The following is a 17,703-nucleotide window of genomic DNA, read 5'->3' as shown; positions in this document are numbered from 1 at the left end:
CCCGCCGCCCCCCCCCCCCCCCCCCCCCCCCCCCCCCCCCCCCCCCCCCCCCCCCCCCCCCCCCCCCCCCCCCCCCCCCCCCCCCCCCCCCCCCCCCCCCCGGCGCCGGATCACCCGGGGTCCGTTTCGTCCGTGTGCGCCCGGGCAGGTGACGGGCGCACCCCGGAGGGAGAACACCATGGCCATCGCCACGATCAACCCGGCCACCGGCGAGACACTGAAGACGTTCGAGGCGTTGTCGGACGAGGCGCTCGAGGGCGCCATCGGCCGGGCGGCTCGGGCCTTCGCGCGCTACCGGCTGACCACGCCGCAGGAACGGGCCGGCTGGTTGTCGGCCGCCGCCGACGTGCTGGACGCCGATGCCGACGGCGTCGCGGAGCTCATGACCACCGAGATGGGCAAGACGCTGGCGTCGGCGAAGGCCGAGGTCGCCAAGTGCGCGTCGGCGCTGCGCTGGTACGCCGAGCGGGGCCCCGCGCTGCTCGAGCCCGAACCAAAGGACGCCGGCGCCGTGGGGGCGCAGCAGGCGTACGTGGTCCACCAGCCGCTGGGCGTGGTGCTGGCGGTCATGCCCTGGAACTTCCCGTTGTGGCAGGCGATGCGGTTCGCCGCCCCCGCGCTCATGGCCGGCAACGTCGGACTGCTCAAGCACGCCAGCAACGTGCCGCAGACCGCCCTGTACATGGAGGAGCTGTTCCGCAAGGCGGGCTTCCCCGACGACGTCTTCCAGACCCTGCTCATCGGCTCGGGGTCGGTCGAGCGCGTGCTGCGCGACGACCGCGTCGTGGCCGCGACGCTGACCGGCAGTGGACCGGCCGGGCAGTCCGTCGCCGCCGTCGCCGGCGACGCCCTGAAGAAGACGGTGCTGGAGCTCGGCGGTTCCGACCCGTTCATCGTCATGCCCTCGGCCCACCTGGACACCGCGGCCGAGGTGGCCACCACCGCGCGCAACCAGAACAACGGGCAGAGCTGCATTGCCGCGAAGCGGTTCTTCGTGCACCGCGACGTCGCCGAGGAGTTCACCCGCCTGTTCGCCGAGAAGATCGGCGCCCTCACCGTCGGGGACCCGATGGACGCCGACACCCAGATCGGCCCGCTGGCCACCGAGTCGGGTCTGCAGGACGTCGAGGAGTACGTCGAGGACGCCCGCAGCAAGGGCGCCACCGTCGTGGTCGGTGGCAAGCGGGTGGACCGCCCCGGGTGGTTCTACGAGCCGACGCTGCTCACCGGCGTCACCCCCGAGATGAAGGTGCACAGCGAGGAGGTCTTCGGGCCGGTCGCCGCGCTGTACACCGTCGACTCGCTGGAGGAGGCCATCGAGCTGGCCAACGACCACGTCTACGGCCTCGGGTCCAACCTGTGGAGCGAGGACGAGGGCGAGCGGGCGCGCTTCGTGCGCGACATCGCCGCCGGCATGGCGTTCATCAACGGGATGACCGCCAGCTACCCCGACCTGCCCTTCGGCGGGATCAAGCAGAGCGGCTACGGCCGGGAGCTGACCGAGCTGGGCATGTACGAGTTCATGAACGCCAAGACGGTGTGGATCGGTGGCCCGAGCAGCGAGCAGGCGAAGGGCAGCACCGCCGGGGCCGCCGCCGAGTGAGCCCCGCGGTGGGCGTCGCGGCCGGCGACCCCACCGACCGGGTGATCCTCGTCCTACGGCGGACGACGGAGGTGCCGGGGCACAGTGGAGGCGTGTTCGACGTCGACTGGATGGGTCTGCTGACCCGGGAGGTGCTGCGCGAGCGCGGCGCCGCGCTCATCGCCGAGACCTGCGCCTGGGCCGTCGGCCTCTCCGACCGCCCGCACTACCGGCGGCGCGCGGGCCGCGTCGCCCCGAGCGGCCTGACGGTGGGCGAGCGGGCCGCCACCGGGCAGCCGCTGGGGGATGACGAGGACGGCCGGGTCGACCTCGGTGACGCCGCGCCGGGCAGCTTCCAGGACGCGCTCAACATGATCGGCGCCGACGGGCGGCTGGTGGCCGAGCGGTTCGACGACGAGGTGCTGCTGCCCTTCGTGGCGGAGACCTGCCGGGTGGCGGGGGAGCGGGCCCGCGCCACCCGCCAGGCCGAGTGGGCGGAGCTCGCCGAGGACCTGGGGGAGGACCCGGCCGACGTCGCCGACGTGGTGCGGGCCGGTGGCTGGGACGCGCCGCTGCGCATCGACGCCGAGCACCTGGTGCTCGCCGCGCTCCGTGACGTCCCGCTGATCGAGGTCGAGGCCGAGGGGTTGCCGCTGTCGCTGGTCCGCGCGGCCGAGGCCGCCACCCGGTCGGCCGCCGTCCCCGAGCCCGTGCCGGTACCCGACGAGAGCCTGGCCGGTGCGCTGTTCCTCGCCCGGGCGGCGCTCGAGGCTTCCGGCTGCACGGTGCCCGTACCGCCGGAGGAGGCCGACCTCCTGCTGGCCGCGCTCGGCGACACCGGGCTGGAGGCCGGGGAGGTGCCGTCGGTGCTGGTGCACCTGCCCGTGGAGGAGGGCACGATCACCCGGATCGCGGCCACGCTCGCCGGCCACTGATCCCTGCTCCATGTGTCCGGGATCGCTGCCGGGGTAGCCATCGATCCATGGCTAAGAACAACGACCAGGACGCCCAGCGCGCCGCCGTCCGCGAGGCCAAGAAGCAGGGTGTGGCGCCCAGCGCGGCCGGTGTCACCACCGGGGCCAGCAAGCAGATCGAGCACCACACCCACAAGGACGACCGGCACGAGCACTCCAGCGCCCAGGGGAAGAGCAAGACCTGACCCGCGACGCCCCCGGGTTCGTCCGGGGGGCGCCGGTCAGACCTCTTCGACGGCGAAGCTGCGCGACGGCGTCACGAACTCGTCCTGCGCGGCGACCAGCAGGATCTCCCGTGAACCGGCGTCCTCGGTGCGCTGGAGCAGACCGAACACCGACGCCGCCGCCCGCCCCAGCGCCTCACCCGCCGAGCGGGTGTCGAGCCAGTGGGCCAGGAAGAGGGCGGCGATCGCGTCGCCGGCGCCGTTCACCGACACCCCCAGCCGCGGGGTGCGCACGCGGAAGTGCCGGCCGCCCTCGGAGGCGAGCAGGTCGACGGCGTCCTCGGGGGTGTCCTCGGCGACGAGCGACGTGGTGAGCACGACCCGCGGCCCGAGCGCGTGCACCGCCGCGACCGCGTCCTTGACCGAGGTCAGCGAGCGGGTCGGGGTGCCGGAGAGCAGGTCCAGCTCGTAGTGGTTCGGCGTCACCAGGTCCGCGGCCGGGACGGCGACCTCGCGCATGAACTCCTCGATGCCCGGGCGCACGAAAACACCGCGACCGACGTCACCGATCACCGGATCGCAGCAGTACACGGCGGCCGGGTTGGCCGCGCGCACCCGCGCCACCGTGCCGACGACGGCGTGCCCGATGTCCGCGGAGCCGAGGTAGCCCGACAACACCGCGTCGCAGCTGCCGAGCACGCCGCGGTCGGCGACCCCCTGCACCAGCTCCTCGATCGACTGGCCGTCGTAGACCCGGCCCGTCCACTGGCCGTAGCCGGTGTGGTTGGAGAACTGGACGGTGTGCACCGGCCAGACCTCGATGCCCAGGCGCTGCAGCGGGAAGACCGCGGAGCTGTTCCCGACGTGGCCGTAGGTGACGTGCGACTGGATGGAGAGGACGGCGGTCACGGGACAGACCCTGGCACATCGGACCCGCTGATCTTCACGGGCGTTCAGCCGGCGCCGGCCGCCCGACCCGGGGGCAGCTGCACGTGCGGGCGGGACTGCCACAGCGCCCACTCGGCGCTGATGTCCCCGGCGGTGCGGAGCAACTGCGGCAGGTGCTCGCCGACCAGCCGCTCGGTGGAGGTCTCGGCGGCGTGCACGGTCACGTTCATGGCCGCACGGACGACGCCGTCGCCGTCGCGGACGGGCACGGCCACCGAGCGGACCCCCGGGGCGAGCTCCTCGTCGGCGAGCGCCCAGCCGCGGGCGCGCACCTCGGTGAGCTCCGCCCGCAGCTGCTCGGGCGAGCGGCCGATCATCGGCGGCAGCCCGGCCCGGCTGGGCTGGGCGAGGGTGTCGACCAGCTGGTCGGGCGGCAGGGCGGCGAGCAGCACCTTGCCCTGCGACGTCTGGGTGGCCGGGAAGCGCGTGCCGATGTCGACCCGCAGCGCGATCAGCTTGGGCACCGCGACCCGCGCGACGTAGACGATGTCGGAGCCGTCGAGCTGGGCCATCGACGAGGACTCGCCGGTGCGGGCGACCAGCGCCTCCAGGTGCGGGCGGGCGATGTCCCACAGGCCGAGGGCGCCGACGTAGGCCATCCCCAGGGTCAGCACCTTGGGGGTGAGGGCGAACCCGCCGGCCGACGACCGGACGAAGCCCAGCTCCTCGAGCGTCAGCAGCAGCCGCCGGGCGGTGGGGCGGGCCAGCCCGGCGGCTGCTGCCACCTCCGACAGCGTCATCGTCGGGTGCTCGCGGTCGAAGCAGGCGAGCACGTCCAGACCCCGTGCGAGCGCCTCGACGAAGTCGGGCCCGCTGCCTCGCCCTGCCATCCCGTTCCCTCCGTCGTCCGCCGTGCCGAGATCGCGCGATCCCCTCGCTCCCGGATGGGAGCAGTGTGCGAGATCGCGCGACCTCGGCGCGCGATGGTGTGCCCGCGGGCACGCTTCCTCAGTGCTCGGTGACCGCCCCGGCCGGACGCTCGGTGGCCAGGTGCTCCTCGAAGGCCTGCTCCCGGGCGGCGTGCGTCCCGTGGGACTTGTACTCGGTGTACTGGTACGGGTTGTCCAGCATCTGCGTGTCGGGCAGGTCGGGGTACATGCCGCCGGCCCACGCCTCCTCGCCCATGGCGCCGCGCAGGTGCTCCACGGTCGCGTCGATCTCCCTGCGCGCCGCGGCCAGGTCGACGTCGACCAGCCGGTGGGCGTGCTTCACGACCCGGCCGTCGACCAGCACGGTGTGCACGTCACCGCGCTGGGCCTGGAAGGCGACGTGGCCGAACGGGTTGAGCAGGGGGAAGGAGACCGGGGAGTCGTCGTTCTTGATCAGGACGACGTCGGCCTTCTTCCCGGGCGCCAGGGTGCCCAGGTCGTCGCGGCCCAGCGCCAGCGCGCCGCCCCGGGTGGCCCACTGGACGACGTCCTGGGCGCGCAGCTGGAGGTGGGTGACGGTGTCGCCCTTCAGGTGGGCCTCGAAGTGCTCGCGGGAGCGGTCGGCGCCGAGCGTGGTGCGCATGGCCGAGAACAGGTCACCGCTCCACCAGACGCTGGTGTCCATCGACAGCGACACCGGGATGCCGTGCGAGCGCACCTGCCAGGTGGGCGGGTAGCCCTGTCCGGCGCTCTGCTCCGACTCCGTGGACACCGAGATGGAACCGCCGGTGGCCGCGATGCGGTGGTAGGAGTCCGGCGTCAGGGTGGCTGCGTGCACGTACACCGTCTCCGGCGTCATGAAGCCGTGCTCGTGCATCAGCCGGATGCCGTCGTCGTTGGTGGCGCCCCAGACGCCGGCGTGCGTCGTCACCGGGAGGCCGAGCTCCCGGGCCACCTCGAACGCGGCCTTCTCCGGAAAGGCGGGGTCGCCGGTCACGTCGAAGGCCAGCTGCAGGCCGAGCATGTCGTCGGCGGCGTCGCGCTGCCGGGTGAGGAACGACCGGACGGCGGGGTCGGCGGTCCACTCCCACGGCGCGGCCTGGATGTTGCCGTAGGCCAGGACGAACCGGCCCGGCACCGAGCGCAGCGCGTCGACGGCGGCCTCGGCGTGGTCGACCGACTGCAGGCCGTGCGACCAGTCCACGGTCGTGGTGACGCCGGCCTCGAGCGCCTCCAGCGCCGAGAGCCGGTTGCCCGCCGCGACGTCCTGGGGGCGGAACTTCTTCCCGTGCTCGAGGTAGTACCAGACGAAGTACTGGGTCAGCGTCCAGTCGGCGCCGTAGCCGCGCATCGCGGTCTGCCACATGTGCCGGTGGGTGTCGATCATGCCCGGCATCACGATGCCGCCCCGGGCGTCGATCTCCTGCGTCCCCTCGGGTACCTCGAGCGCCGGCCCGACCGCGGCGATGCGGTCGTCCACGACCAGCACGTCCGCCTCGGGCAGGACGGTGCAGGTCTCGTCCATCGTCAGGACGGTCCCGCCGCGCAGGACCACCGGCCGGCCGGCCGCCGGAGCGGGCTCGGAGTGGGTCATCGTCTCCTCCTGGACGTCGTCGTCGCGTCGCCGGACCGGCGTCCGCTAGACGGACGGCCTGTGCGACGTGGGTCACCATCTCCCGCTCGTCGGATGCTGTCAACCGGGCTGCGCAGTTCGGCGGGCAGCGGCTGGACCCCGGTTGACAGCCCGCAGCGAGCCGTCGGAGACTGCGAGCGTCGAACGCGGACGAGTGTCCGGCAAGGCCTGCGACGAGGAGAGTGCATCCCGGATGAGCGCTGACACTGCGGCCGCGGAGGTCCCCGGGGCGCCGGCTGCGGGGCCCCTGGCCGGGCTGCTGGTGGCGGACTTCTCCCGCATCCTGGCCGGCCCGTACTCCACCATGCTGCTGGCCGACCTGGGCGCGGAGGTGGTCAAGGTGGAGGGCCCGCACGGCGACGACACCCGCACCTGGCAGCCGCCGGTCCGGGACGGCGTGTCGACGTACTACATGGGCGCGAACCGCAACAAGCGCTCGGTCGCCCTCGACCTCAAGGACCCCGCGGACGCCGAGGCCGCGCGGGAGCTCGCGCGCCGGGCCGACGTGCTGGTGGAGAACTTCAAGCCCGGTGGCCTGGCGCGCTTCGGACTGGACTACGACACGGTCTCCGCGACCAACCCGGGCGTGCTCTACGCCTCGATCAGCGGCTTCGGCAGCGCCCCGGAGGGAGCGTCGCTGCCGGGCTACGACCTCATCGTCCAGGCGATCTCGGGCTTCATGAGCCTCACCGGCGACCCGGACGGCTCGCCGTACCGGGCCGGGGTCGCGCTCTTCGACGTCATGGCCGGCCTGCACGCCACGATCGGCGTCCTGTCGGCGCTCAACCACCGGCACGCCACCGGCGAGGGACAGCACATCGAGGTCAACCTGCTCTCCTCGGCGCTGTCGGGCCTGGTCAACCAGACGAGCGCCTACGTGGCCGGGAACGTGGTGCCCTTCCGGATGGGCAACAGCCACCCGAGCCTGTTCCCGTACGAGCCCCTGCCGTGCGCCGACGGCGACCTGATCATCACGGCCGGCAACAACGGCCAGTTCCGCCGGCTGGTGGAGGTCCTCGGCGTGCCGGAGCTCGCCGACGACCCCCGGTTCAGCCGCAACGAGGACCGCACCGCCAACCGCGACGAGCTGCGCCCGCTGCTGGTCGAGCGGCTGCGCACCCGGAGCAAGCAGGAGTGGTTCCGCGACATCATCGGCGCGGGCGTGCCCTGCGGACCCATCAACACGATCGACCAGGGGGTGGCGTTCGCCCAGGAGGTCGGCCTCGACCCGGTCGTCCGGGTGGGCGAGGGCGCGGCCGCCGTGCCCTCGGTGCGCAACCCGATCACCTTCTCCGCGACGCCGCCGGCCTACCGGCTGCCCCCGCCGGGCCTGGACGAGCACGGCACGGAGATCCGGCGCTGGCTGGCCGCGCCCGAGGAGTCCCGGTGACCGACGAGCGCCCCACGTACCCGACCGCGCTGGGCGCCTCCAGCCTCGAGTCGATCACCCTCCTGGGCACCGACCTGGCCCGTGACGTCATGGGCACCGTGGGCTTCGGGGAGCTGGCCTTCTGGCTGGCCACCCAGCGGCGTCCCACACCGGGGGAGACCCGCGTGTTCGAGTCCGTGCTCGCCGCGCTGGCCGATCACGGGTTCACGCCCACCGCGATCGTCACCCGGCTCACCTACCTCTCGGCACCGGACTCGATCCAGGGCGCCCTGGCCGCCGGGCTGCTCGGCGGCGGGTCCCGGTTCCTCGGCGTCACCGAGGACTGCGGACGCTTCCTGCACGGCGTCCTCACCGCCGTGGACGGCGACCTGCCCACCGACGACGCCGGCTGGGACGCGCTCGCCCTGGAGACCGTGACCGCGCAGCGCGCGGCCGGCCGGTTCGTCCCCGGGCTGGGGCACCACGTGCACAAGCAGGGCGATCCGCGCACCCCGCGGCTGTTCGAGATCGCGGCCGAGGAAGGTCTCGTCGGCCCGCACCTCTCCCTGTTCGCCGCCATCGGCCGCACCCACGAGCAGGTGCTCGGCAAGCGGCTCCCGCTCAACGGCGCCGGCGTCTGCGGCGCGGCCCTGGCCGACCTGGGGCTGCCGATGGAGCTGCTGCGCGGGTTCGCGCTCCTGGCCCGCACCGCCGGGCTGATCGGGCAGCTCGCCGAGGAGCTCCGGCACCCGGTGGCCAACGACGTCTTCCTCTCGGTCGACCTCAACAACCGGCCGGTCGACCCCGACCCGTTCGTCCCCGCGCCGCTGCCCGGCGCCGGGCCGCGGGCCTGAGGGGGCCGGCCGTGCGCGCCGCCGTCCTGCACGCCCCGGGGGAGGCCCCGCAGCTGCGCGAGCACCCCGACCCGGTGCCCGGGGCCGACAGCACCGTGGTCCGCGTGACCGCGGCGCCCCTGGTCCCGCTCGACCTGCTCTGCGCGTCGGGCACCTCCTACTTCGGGCGGCCCGCGGTGCCCTACGTGCCCGGGGTGCAGGGCATGGGCGTGGTCGAGGACGGGCCCGGCGCCGTCCCCGGCACCCGGGTCTGGTTCAGCACCGCCGCGGGCATGGCGCCCGGCGACGGCAGCCTCGCGGAGCGCTGCGCCGTGGCGGCCGGCGACCTGGTTCCGGTGGACGCCGACGTCCCGGACGCCGCGCTGGCCGCGCTGGGGCTCTCCGCCGTGGCCGCCTGGATGTCGCTGACCTGGCGCGGGGGCCTGCGCCCGGGCGAGCACGTGCTCGTGCTCGGCGCCGGCGGGGCCGTCGGGCAGGCGGCGGTCGGCGTGGCCCGGCTGCTCGGTGCCGGGCGGGTGGTGGCGGCGGCCCGGTCCGCGGCGGCCCGCGAGCGGGCGCTCGCCGCCGGCGCCGACGCGGTGGTGGCCCTCGATGCCGACGTCGACACGCTCGCCGCCCGGTTCGCCGACGCGGCCGGTGGGCGGCTGGACCTCGTCGTCGACCCCGTCTTCGGTCCGGCGGCCACCGCGGCCTCCCGGGCGCTCTCCGCCGGCGGTCGGCTGGTGAACCTGGGTGGCGCCTCCGGGGACACCGCGGAGTTCTCTTCGGCGGTGCTGCGGGGGAAGTCGGCGTCCGTGCTCGGCTACACGAACAACGCGCTGACCCCGGCCGAGCGTGCGGAGGCGGTCACCGCCATCGCCCGGGAGGCGGCGGCGGGCCGGCTGTCCGTCGCCCACGAGCAGGTGCCGCTCGCGGACGTCGCCGCCGCGTGGCAGCGGCAGGCGACCGGCGACCCCGGCGTCCGGTTGGTGCTGACGCCCTGAACGAACATGCCCCCGCGGGAGCCGCGGGGGTCGAGGTTGCGCGGCCGGTGCCCCGGCCGCGCGGACGGCAGGAGGACACCGTGCAGCTGGTCACCGAGGAGAACATCACCGACCTCGCCGTCGAGCGCTGGGCCACCGCCCGCGACCCGCGGCTGGCCGAGGTCATGACGGCGCTCGTGCGCCACCTGCACGACTTCGCCCGCGAGGTGCGGCTCACCGAGGACGAGTGGATGGCCGCCGTGCAGTGGCTGACCGCCACCGGCAAGATCAGCACCGAGAAGCGCGAGGAGTTCATCCTCGCCTCCGACGTCGTGGGGCTGTCGATGCTGGTCGTCCAGATGAACCACCGCCTCGACCCGCGCGCGACCCCGGCCACGGTCCTGGGGCCCTTCCACATCGAGGGCTCGCCCGAGCTCGGGTACGCCGAGGACATGTCCGAGGGCCTGCCCGGGACGCCGCTGTTCCTGCACGGCCGGGTGACCGACCTCGACGGCGCGCCGGTGGCCGGCGCGGTCCTGGACGTGTGGCAGGCCGACACCGAGGGCGCCTACGAGTCGCAGCTCCCCGACGTCGACGAGGCCCGGCTGCGCGCGAAGTACACGACCGGGGAGAACGGCGAGTACTGCGTGCGCACCATCGCGCCGCTGGGCTACACGATCCCGATGGACGGCCCGGTCGGCGACCTGGTCGCCCGGACCGACATCAGCCACTTCCGGCCGGCGCACATCCACTTCCTGATCAACGTGCCGGGCTTCGAGCCGCTGATCACCCACCTGTTCCAGGAGGGTGCGCCGTACCTGGACAGCGACGTCGTCTTCGGGACCAAGCAGGAGCTGGTGACGGCGTTCGAGGAGCGGGAACCGGGCGCCACCCCCGACGGCGGCTCGATCGACGTGCCGTGGCTGGAGTCGCGCTACGACTTCGTGCTGCAGCGGCAGTCCTGAGGGCCGCCGCCGGTCCCGGATCGCGGCGGGGCCGGTTCGCCGCCACGATGGGAGCACGGACGCCGGACCGACGGAAGGAGCGTGGGATGACCGACCCGAAGACCCAGGGACAGGCCGAGCCGACCGACGAGGGTTCGCACGCCAGCGTGGGTGACGACCCGGCCCGCCCCGGCGGCGGCCGCACCGGCGGGGAGACCTCCGTCGACGAGGCGATGGGCCAGGAGCCGGCCGACCCGTCCTGAGGAGTCGCGGTGTCGGCGCGTGAACTCGTCGTCCTCGGCACCTCGAGCCAGGCGCCGACCCGCGACCGCAACCACAACGGCTACCTGCTGCGCTGGGACGGCGAGGGTCTCCTGTTCGACCCCGGCGAGGGCACGCAGCGGCAACTGCTCCTCGCCGGGGTGCCCAGCAGCGCGATCACCCGCATCTGCGTCTCGCACTTCCACGGTGACCACTGCCTGGGGCTCCCCGGTGTGCTGCAGCGCATGAACCTGGACCGGGTGGCGCACCCGGTCCCGGTGCACTTCCCGGCCGGCGGCCGGCCGTGGTTCGACCGGCTGCGCCGTGCCTCGGTGTTCCATGACGTGCTCGACGTCCCCGAGCTGCCCGTGGCCGGCGACGGGACGGTCGCGGCCGGCGGCTTCGGGACGCTCGTCGCCCGGCGGCTGGACCACCCGGTCGAGACCTACGGCTACCGCCTGGTGGAGCCCGACGGGCGCCGGATGCTGCCCGACCGGCTCGCCCGGCACGGCATCGCCGGCCCCGACGTGGGCCGGCTGCAGCGGCTCGGCTCGCTGGCGCGGAACGGCCGGGTGGTGCACCTCGAGGAGGTCAGCGCGCCGCGGCCGGGGCAGCGGTTCGCGTTCGTGATGGACACCCGGCTGTGCGACGCCGTCTGGGGGCTGGCCGAGGGCGCCGACCTCCTGGTCATCGAGTCCACCTTCCTCGACGCCGACGCGCGGCTGGCCCGCGAGTACGGCCACCTCACCGCCCGCCAGGCCGCCACCGTGGCCGCCGACTGCGGGGTGCGGACGCTCGTGCTGACCCACTTCTCCCAGCGGTACGACGACCCGCGCCGCTTCGCCGACGAGGCCGGGGCGGTGTTCGGCGGGGACGTCGTCGTCGCGGCCGATCTGCAGACCGTGCCGGTGCCGCCCCGGGCCGGGACCGCCACGGGCGGGCCCGGCGCCGGCGGTCAGGAAGACCCGTCGGCACGCGTGCCCGCAACCGGCCACGGGTAGGAGCCGGACGACCGGTTGCACATGACGGAGAGACGTGGGAGGCCCCCGTGGCCCTGGACTACCCGACCCTGCCCGGCAACATCGACCACCTCATCGCCGACGACCACGCGGTGGTCGAGCGGCAGTTCCAGCACCTGGAGGCCGGCCGCGGCAACCGCCGGGTGCTGGTCGACCAGATCTCCTTCGAGCTGGCGCTGCACGCCTTCGCCGAGGAGACCGTGCTCTACCCGATCTGGCCCGAGCTGGGCATGACCGACGAGCACGACGACGCCGAGCACGAGCACCAGGAGATCAAGGAGCTGCTCGTCGTCCTCGGCCGCACCGAGCCCGGCGAGGACGAGTTCGAGCAGGCGCTGGCGAAGCTGATGGGCGTCGTCCGCCACCACGTGCACGACGAGGAGGACGAGGAGCTTCCGGAGTTCCGCCGCAAGGCCGGCCCGGAGCGCATGGCGCAGCTGGGCGAGGAGTTCCTGGCCGCCAAGCGGATGGCGCCCACCCGGCCGCACCCGCACGCCCCCGACGAGGGCATCGCCGAGCGCATCGCCGGCATGCTCGCCAAGCCGCTGGACCACGTCCGGGACCTGCTCTCGGGGAAGCAGAAGGAGATGGCCACCGATGCCTCGGGCCTGCTCGACCCGCAGGCCCAGGCGATCGTCGACGCGCACTCCTCCCTCGGCCCGCTGCCGTTCGAGATCCTCGAACCCGACCAGGCCCGCTCCCAGCCCGGCCCCGACGACGCGGTCGCGAAGGTCATGGCCGACAACGGCCTCGAGGGCCCGGAGCCGGTCGGGTCGGTGGAGGACATCGTGATCCCGGACGCCGCCGGTGGGCAGCAGCGCATGCGGATCTACAAGCCCGTCGACTCCGGCAGCGAGCCCCTGCCCGTGATCATGTGGATCCACGGCGGCGGCTGGGTGCTGTTCGACATCGACACCTACGACGCCTCCTGCCGAGGTCTCGCCAACAAGGCCCGCGCGATGGTGGTCAGCCCGGACTACCGGCGGGCGCCCGAGGCCGTCTTCCCCGCGTCGCACGACGACGTCCTGGCTGCCTACCGGTGGGTGGTGCAGCACGCCGCCGAACTCGGCGGCGATGCGACCCGGATCGGCATCGGCGGGGAGTCGGTCGGCGGCACGATGGCCGCTGCCACGGTCCTCCAGCTCGCCCGGGCAGGCGAGCCGGTGCCGTCGGCGGCGGTCTGCGTCTACCCGCTGACCACCGGCGAGCAGGTCGGTGAGTCGATGGCGGACGCCGCCGACGCGCGGCCGCTGGACCGGCCGCTGCTCTCCTGGATGGCGATGCACGCGTTCGAGGGGAAGCCCGACGGGGCGAAGGACCCGCGGGTCGACCTGCTGGGGTGGGGCCGCGACGAGCTCGCGCTGATGCCGCCGACGCTGGTGATCACCGCCGAGCGGGACGTGCTGCGCAGCCAGGGACAGCAGTTCGCGCAGAACCTGGAGGCCGCCGGCGTGCCGACCACGCACCGCCACTACCAGGGCGTCATGCACGAGTTCTTCGGCGCCGCCGCGGTGCTGGAGAAGGCCGAGCAGGCCCAGCAGGAGGCCGCGCGGCACTTCGTCCGCGCCCTCGGGGCGGCCCGGCCGGCGGTGGGGGCGGTACCCACCAGCGGCGGGACGGCGTGACGACGGCGGCGCTGCGGCTGGCGGTCGACGAGCCGGTCGGCGAGCTGGAGGTCGTGCACCTCTTCCACGACGCCATGCCCACCGGCGTCACCGTCTCGCACGGCGGGCGGATCTTCGTCTGCTACCCGAAGTGGGGTGACGACGTCGGGTTCACCGTGGGCGAGCTCCGGGACGGGCAGGCGGTCGCCTACCCGTCGCAGGAGCTCAACGACAACCGCTCCGACGCCGACCCCGAGCGCCTGGTCTCGGTGCAGAGCGTCGTCGTCGACCCGGCCGACCGGCTGTGGCTGCTGGACACCGGCAGCCCGATGTTCCGGCCCACCGAGCACGGGGGGCCGAAACTGGTCTGCGTCGACCTGACCAGCGACACCGTCGAGCGGGTGATCCTCTTCCCGACCGACGTGGCGCTGCCGACGACGTACCTCAACGACGTGCGGTTCGACCTGCACCGGGGCGAGGCGGGGTACGCGTTCATCACCGACTCCTCGGACCAGGGCCCGAACGGCATCGTCGTCGTCGACCTGGCGTCCGGGGAGAGCTGGCGGCGGCTGCACGAGCACCCGACGACGAAGGCCGGCACCCCGCCGCAGCTGCGGATGGTGGTCGAGGGCGTCGAGTTCGCCGAGCGCTCGCCCGACGGCGAGGTCTCACCGGTCACGATGGGCGCCGACGGCATCGCCCTCGCCGCCGACGGCAGCCGGCTGTACTACTGCCCGCTCGCCGGCCGCAGCTGGTACAGCGTCGCGGTGGACGCCCTGGTCGACCGTGGCCGGGACGACGACGCGGTGGCCGCCACGGTGCGGGACGAGGGGGACAAGGGCTGCGTGAGCGACGGCCTGGAGACCGACGACGCGGGGCGGCTCTACGTCACCGACGGGGAGCACGACGCGATCCACCGCCGGCTGCCCGACGGGTCGTGGGAGACCGTGGTGCACGACCCGCGGCTGCTGTGGCCCGACACCCTGAGCGTGGCCGCCGACGGCCACCTCTACGTGACGGCCAACCAGCTCCACCGGCAGTCCACGTACCGCGGTGGTGAGGACCAGCGACGCAGGCCCTACGTCCTGTTCCGCACCCCGATCGACGCCGGGCCCGTACGGCTGCGCTGAACGATCCGGGTCGGCAGCGGCTGCTCCGACCTGCCGCGGCCCGGCGACCCGGGTTGCCGCGGCTCCTGCCGGGCGGGAGGCTGCCCTCAGCGGCGACCACCGACCGGAGGGTGACGATGGCGGCACGTGAACCGAAGGAGATGGCCCAGGTCGCCACCGCGATGGGCGCCAAGAAGGTGGGCCGCACCTGGGACCGGGTGCTGGTCAGCGCCTTCCTCGCCGGGGCCTACATCGCCTTCGGCGGCCTGGTGGCGATCACCGTCTCCGCGGGCCTGGACCCGGAGACGTGGGGCACGCTGCCGACCCTGTTCACCGGCGCCACCTTCACCCTCGGCCTCGTGCTGGTGCTGATCGCCGGCTCCGACCTGGCCACCGGGAACATGCTGCTGGTGCCGATGGGCGCCATGCACGGCAAGCTCGCCGTGACCGACGTGGTCCGCAACCTCACGCTCGTCCTGTTCGGCAACCTGCTGGGCGCGTTGTTCGTCGCCTTCTTCCTCGCCGTCGAGACCGGCGTGATCGGGGACGCCGACGCCGTCGGGACCGCCGGGCTGACCTACGAACGCCTCGCCTCCATCGCCGAGGGGAAGGCGCTGGGGGAGTCGCCGTGGCAGACCTTCCTGCGCGCGGTGGGCTGCAACTGGCTGGTCTGCCTCGCGGTGTGGATGTCGCTGGCGGCAACGTCGGTGTCGGGCAAGATCCTGGCGATCTTCTTCCCGATCATGGCCTTCGTGGCGATGGGGTTCGACCACGTCGTGGCGAACATGTTCTTCCTGCCCGCGGCGATCTTCGCCGGCGTCCCCGACGTCGGCTGGGACGACACGGCGCTGAACTGGCTGCTGGCCGGGGCGGGCAACCTGGTCGGTGCGGTCATCTTCGTGGCGACGTCCTACTGGTACCTCTTCCTGCGCGACACCTCGGAGACGGCGCCGGAGGGCGAGCCCGCCGAACGCGGCTGACCGGCCGGCCGGGGGGTTCGCGGGTCCCACCAGCGGGTCCGTCACGGGATCGTCACGGGCGGCACGTGTGCCCGGCGTCGGGGCGCGGGTAGGGCTCCCGCCGGCGAGAGCCCCCGGGGCGCGACCGCGGCCCGGGCCGACGACCCAGCGAAGGAGGCCGACGTGACCGTCGCCGCCCAGATGCTCGACACGTACCCCAAGGACCTCGGCGGGGTGGACAAGCAGAAGCTCCTGGAGTGCATCGAGGCCTGCTTCGAGTGCGCCCAGGCCTGCACCGCGTGCGCCGACGCCTGCCTGAGCGAGGACTCCGTCGCCGAGCTCACGAAGTGCATCCGCAGCAACACCGACTGCGCCGACATCTGCGACACCACCGGCCGGGTGCTCTCCCGGCACACCGGCTACGACGCCAACCTGACCCGGGCCGTGCTCGAGGCCTGCGCTGCCGCGTGCAAGGCCTGCGGTGACGAGTGCGCGAGTCACGCCGAGATGCACGAGCACTGCCGGGTCTGCGCCGAGGCGTGCCGCCGCTGCGAGACGGCGTGCCGGGAGCTCATCGCCAGCCTGGGCTGACCACCATGCGGGCGACGCGCACCTCTCCCGGGGGTTCCCGGTGACCGTCGACGTCCTGCTGGCGGCGGCGGGCGCACTCGCGCTCGTCGCCGCCGCCTGGTCGGACCGCATCCGCCGGCTGCCGATCAGCGAACCGCTCCTGGCGCTCGCGATCGGCGTCGTCCTCGGCCCCGCCGTGCTCGGCCTCCTGCCGCTGCCGGACCTGCTCGAGGACCACGGCTGGCTGCACACCGCTACCCGGATGCTGCTCGCCGTCTCGGTCATGTCGGTGGCGCTCCGCTACCCGGCCCGTGAGGCACGGGCCCGCTGGCGGCCGGTCCTGCTGCTGCTGGCCGTGGTGATGCCGGTGATGGCCCTGGTCAGCACCGGGCTGGCCGCGGCCACCTTGGGCCTCGGGCTCGGGGTCGCCGCGCTGCTGGGTGCCGCGCTGGCGCCGACCGACCCGGTGCTGGCCTCCAACGTGGTGACCGGCAAGCCCGCGGAGGAGGACCTGCCCGGGCGCGACCGGCAGGTGCTCTCCCTGGAGTCCGGTGCCAACGACGGCCTGGCCCTGCCGCTGGTCCTGGTGGCGGTCGCGCTCGCCGGCCCCCTCTCGTTGGGAGAGGCGCTGCTCGAGTCGCTCTGGCAGGTCGCCGGCGCCGTCCTGCTCGGCGCCCTGCTCGGCTGGCTGGGCGGCCGGGCGCTGCGCGCGGGGGCCGACCACGGGGCCACCGACCCCGGCCCCGAACTGGTGTTCACGGTGGTGCTGGCCCTCGCCGTCCTGGGCATCGGGGGCCTGATCCACATCGACGGGATCCTGGCCGTCTTCGTCTGTGGTCTCGCCTTCAACGCGGTGAGCACGGGACGGGAGCGGGTGGCGGACGTCCGGATCGACGAGGCGGTGAACCGGTTCGTCGTCCTCCCGCTCTTCGTGGCGTTCGGTGCGCTGCTGCCGTGGGCGCAGTGGCGGGAACTGGGCTGGTCCGGGGTGCTCTTCGCGGCGCTGATCCTGCTGCTGCGCCGGCCACCGGTGATCTACCTGCTGCGCCGTGCGCTGGGCCTGGCGCCGCCGGACGCCGCCTACCTGGGCTGGTTCGGTCCCATCGGGATCTCCGCCCTGTTCTACCTGACGCTGGAGTCGGAGCGGCTCGCGATCGACCCGGTCGTGCTGGCGGCCGGTTCGCTGGTGGTCGCGGCCAGCACGCTCGCCCACGGGCTGACCGCCACGCTCGGCCGGCGGCTGTACCGCGGCGCCACCGGCGGGCAGCGGGACGCCGGTGCGCAGAGCGCTGAGTCGTCGCAGGGGTCTGCGGGGTAGGGGGACCCCATGTGGTTCGACGAATGGTCCGGTGTCCTCCGAGTGCTGCTGGTGGGATCAGCGGCGTACGTCACCGTGGTGGTGGTCCTGCGGTTCAGCGGGAAACGGACGCTGACCAAGCTCAACGCCTTCGACCTGGTGGTCACCGTGGCGCTAGGCTCCACGCTGGCCACCATCCTGCTCAGCAGCGACGTCGCCTGGACCGAGGGTGCGGTCGCGCTCGGGCTGCTCGCCCTGCTGCAGCTCGTGGTCGCCTGGCTGACGGTGCGCTGGCCGGCCCTCCGAGGCGTGGTCACCTCCCGGCCGACGCTGGTGCTGCGCAACGGGCAGCCGCTGCCGGACCAGATGCGGGAGTCACGGGTCGGCATCGACGAGATCCGGCAGGCCGTCCGCTCCTCGGGGTCCGGTGACCTGTCCGACGTGGCCGCGGTCGTGCTGGAGAGCGACGGCTCGATGAGCGTCATCCCGGCGAAGAAGTACGGCAGCGGCTCCGCCCTCGGGGGGATCGCGGGGGCCGACGAGATATCCCGCGCTGCCCAGGCCTGACGGGACACCGCGGCGTCG

Annotated in this window: 18 protein-coding genes; 15 read left to right on the top strand and 3 right to left on the bottom strand. The window is 74.1% G+C overall.

Features of this window, described 5'->3' with window-relative positions; translation table 11 throughout:
- Nucleotides 1–178: 178 nt before the first annotated feature.
- The 3 genes from ACI8AP_RS13030 (at nucleotide 179) to ACI8AP_RS13020 (ending at nucleotide 2,741) form a co-directional block, all read left to right on the top strand.
- Nucleotides 179–1,603, top strand: a complete 1,425-nt coding sequence (locus tag ACI8AP_RS13030; protein ID WP_456589770.1) for an NADP-dependent succinic semialdehyde dehydrogenase — start codon at nucleotides 179–181, stop codon at nucleotides 1,601–1,603.
- 92 nt (nucleotides 1,604–1,695) lie between these two features.
- Nucleotides 1,696–2,517, top strand: coding sequence for a hypothetical protein (locus tag ACI8AP_RS13025; RefSeq protein ID WP_456589769.1), 822 nt, complete (start codon nucleotides 1,696–1,698; stop codon nucleotides 2,515–2,517).
- Nucleotides 2,518–2,564: 47 nt separating this feature from the next.
- A complete protein-coding gene (locus tag ACI8AP_RS13020; RefSeq protein ID WP_456589768.1) occupies nucleotides 2,565–2,741 on the top strand; it encodes a hypothetical protein in 177 nt (58 codons plus the stop codon).
- Nucleotides 2,742–2,777: 36 nt separating this feature from the next.
- Here the strand turns inward: ACI8AP_RS13020 and pdxY are convergent, their stop codons facing one another.
- From pdxY to ACI8AP_RS13005, 3 genes are all read right to left on the bottom strand, one after another.
- Complete coding sequence (pdxY, locus tag ACI8AP_RS13015) at nucleotides 2,778–3,629, bottom strand: pyridoxal kinase PdxY (protein ID WP_456589767.1); 852 nt, start codon at nucleotides 3,627–3,629, stop codon at nucleotides 2,778–2,780.
- A gap of 44 nt (nucleotides 3,630–3,673) precedes the next feature.
- Entirely contained in the window at nucleotides 3,674–4,498 is an 825-nt protein-coding gene (locus ACI8AP_RS13010; protein WP_456589766.1) for an IclR family transcriptional regulator domain-containing protein, read from the bottom strand.
- A gap of 118 nt (nucleotides 4,499–4,616) precedes the next feature.
- Nucleotides 4,617–6,131 carry an amidohydrolase family protein gene (locus ACI8AP_RS13005; RefSeq protein ID WP_456589765.1) on the bottom strand — a complete coding sequence of 505 codons (1,515 nt, stop codon included), beginning with the start codon at nucleotides 6,129–6,131 and terminating at the stop codon, nucleotides 4,617–4,619.
- Nucleotides 6,132–6,363: 232 nt separating this feature from the next.
- Here ACI8AP_RS13005 and ACI8AP_RS13000 point away from each other — a divergent pair, with 232 nt between their 5' ends.
- The 12 genes from ACI8AP_RS13000 to ACI8AP_RS12945 all read left to right on the top strand — a co-directional run bounded on the left by ACI8AP_RS13000 (nucleotide 6,364) and on the right by ACI8AP_RS12945 (nucleotide 17,685).
- Nucleotides 6,364–7,560, top strand: a complete 1,197-nt coding sequence (locus tag ACI8AP_RS13000; protein WP_456589764.1) for a CaiB/BaiF CoA transferase family protein — start codon at nucleotides 6,364–6,366, stop codon at nucleotides 7,558–7,560.
- On the top strand, nucleotides 7,557–8,393 hold the full coding sequence (locus ACI8AP_RS12995; protein ID WP_456589763.1) for a citryl-CoA lyase: 837 nt from the start codon (nucleotides 7,557–7,559) through the stop codon (nucleotides 8,391–8,393). The genes ACI8AP_RS13000 and ACI8AP_RS12995 overlap by 4 nt, the downstream gene beginning before the upstream one ends.
- A gap of 11 nt (nucleotides 8,394–8,404) precedes the next feature.
- Nucleotides 8,405–9,376, top strand: coding sequence for a zinc-binding dehydrogenase (locus ACI8AP_RS12990; RefSeq protein ID WP_456589762.1), 972 nt, complete (start codon nucleotides 8,405–8,407; stop codon nucleotides 9,374–9,376).
- 80 nt (nucleotides 9,377–9,456) lie between these two features.
- Nucleotides 9,457–10,320, top strand: coding sequence for a dioxygenase family protein (locus tag ACI8AP_RS12985; protein ID WP_456589761.1), 864 nt, complete (start codon nucleotides 9,457–9,459; stop codon nucleotides 10,318–10,320).
- 86 nt (nucleotides 10,321–10,406) lie between these two features.
- On the top strand, nucleotides 10,407–10,562 hold the full coding sequence (locus ACI8AP_RS12980) for a hypothetical protein (protein WP_456589760.1): 156 nt from the start codon (nucleotides 10,407–10,409) through the stop codon (nucleotides 10,560–10,562).
- Nucleotides 10,563–10,571: 9 nt separating this feature from the next.
- The gene (locus tag ACI8AP_RS12975) at nucleotides 10,572–11,561 is read left to right on the top strand and encodes a ribonuclease Z (RefSeq protein WP_456589759.1); all 990 of its coding nucleotides are present in this window, start codon (nucleotides 10,572–10,574) and stop codon (nucleotides 11,559–11,561) included.
- A 47-nt stretch (nucleotides 11,562–11,608) separates the two neighbouring features.
- Nucleotides 11,609–13,204, top strand: a complete 1,596-nt coding sequence (locus tag ACI8AP_RS12970) for an alpha/beta hydrolase fold domain-containing protein (RefSeq protein WP_456589758.1) — start codon at nucleotides 11,609–11,611, stop codon at nucleotides 13,202–13,204.
- Nucleotides 13,201–14,313, top strand: a complete 1,113-nt coding sequence (locus ACI8AP_RS12965) for an L-dopachrome tautomerase-related protein (RefSeq protein WP_456589757.1) — start codon at nucleotides 13,201–13,203, stop codon at nucleotides 14,311–14,313. The genes ACI8AP_RS12970 and ACI8AP_RS12965 overlap by 4 nt, the downstream gene beginning before the upstream one ends.
- A gap of 116 nt (nucleotides 14,314–14,429) precedes the next feature.
- Nucleotides 14,430–15,272 (top strand): formate/nitrite transporter family protein, encoded by an 843-nt coding sequence (locus ACI8AP_RS12960; RefSeq protein ID WP_456589756.1) that lies wholly within the window; start codon nucleotides 14,430–14,432, stop codon nucleotides 15,270–15,272.
- A gap of 162 nt (nucleotides 15,273–15,434) precedes the next feature.
- The gene (locus tag ACI8AP_RS12955; RefSeq protein WP_456589755.1) at nucleotides 15,435–15,842 is read left to right on the top strand and encodes a four-helix bundle copper-binding protein; all 408 of its coding nucleotides are present in this window, start codon (nucleotides 15,435–15,437) and stop codon (nucleotides 15,840–15,842) included.
- A gap of 40 nt (nucleotides 15,843–15,882) precedes the next feature.
- Entirely contained in the window at nucleotides 15,883–17,139 is a 1,257-nt protein-coding gene (locus ACI8AP_RS12950; RefSeq protein ID WP_456589754.1) for a cation:proton antiporter domain-containing protein, read from the top strand.
- A 9-nt stretch (nucleotides 17,140–17,148) separates the two neighbouring features.
- Nucleotides 17,149–17,685, top strand: coding sequence for a DUF421 domain-containing protein (locus tag ACI8AP_RS12945; RefSeq protein ID WP_456589753.1), 537 nt, complete (start codon nucleotides 17,149–17,151; stop codon nucleotides 17,683–17,685).
- Nucleotides 17,686–17,703 lie beyond the last annotated feature (18 nt).

It is taken from the genome of Blastococcus sp. SYSU DS1021 (assembly GCF_054050995.1).
This window is presented reverse-complemented; position numbering and strand designations above follow the sequence as displayed.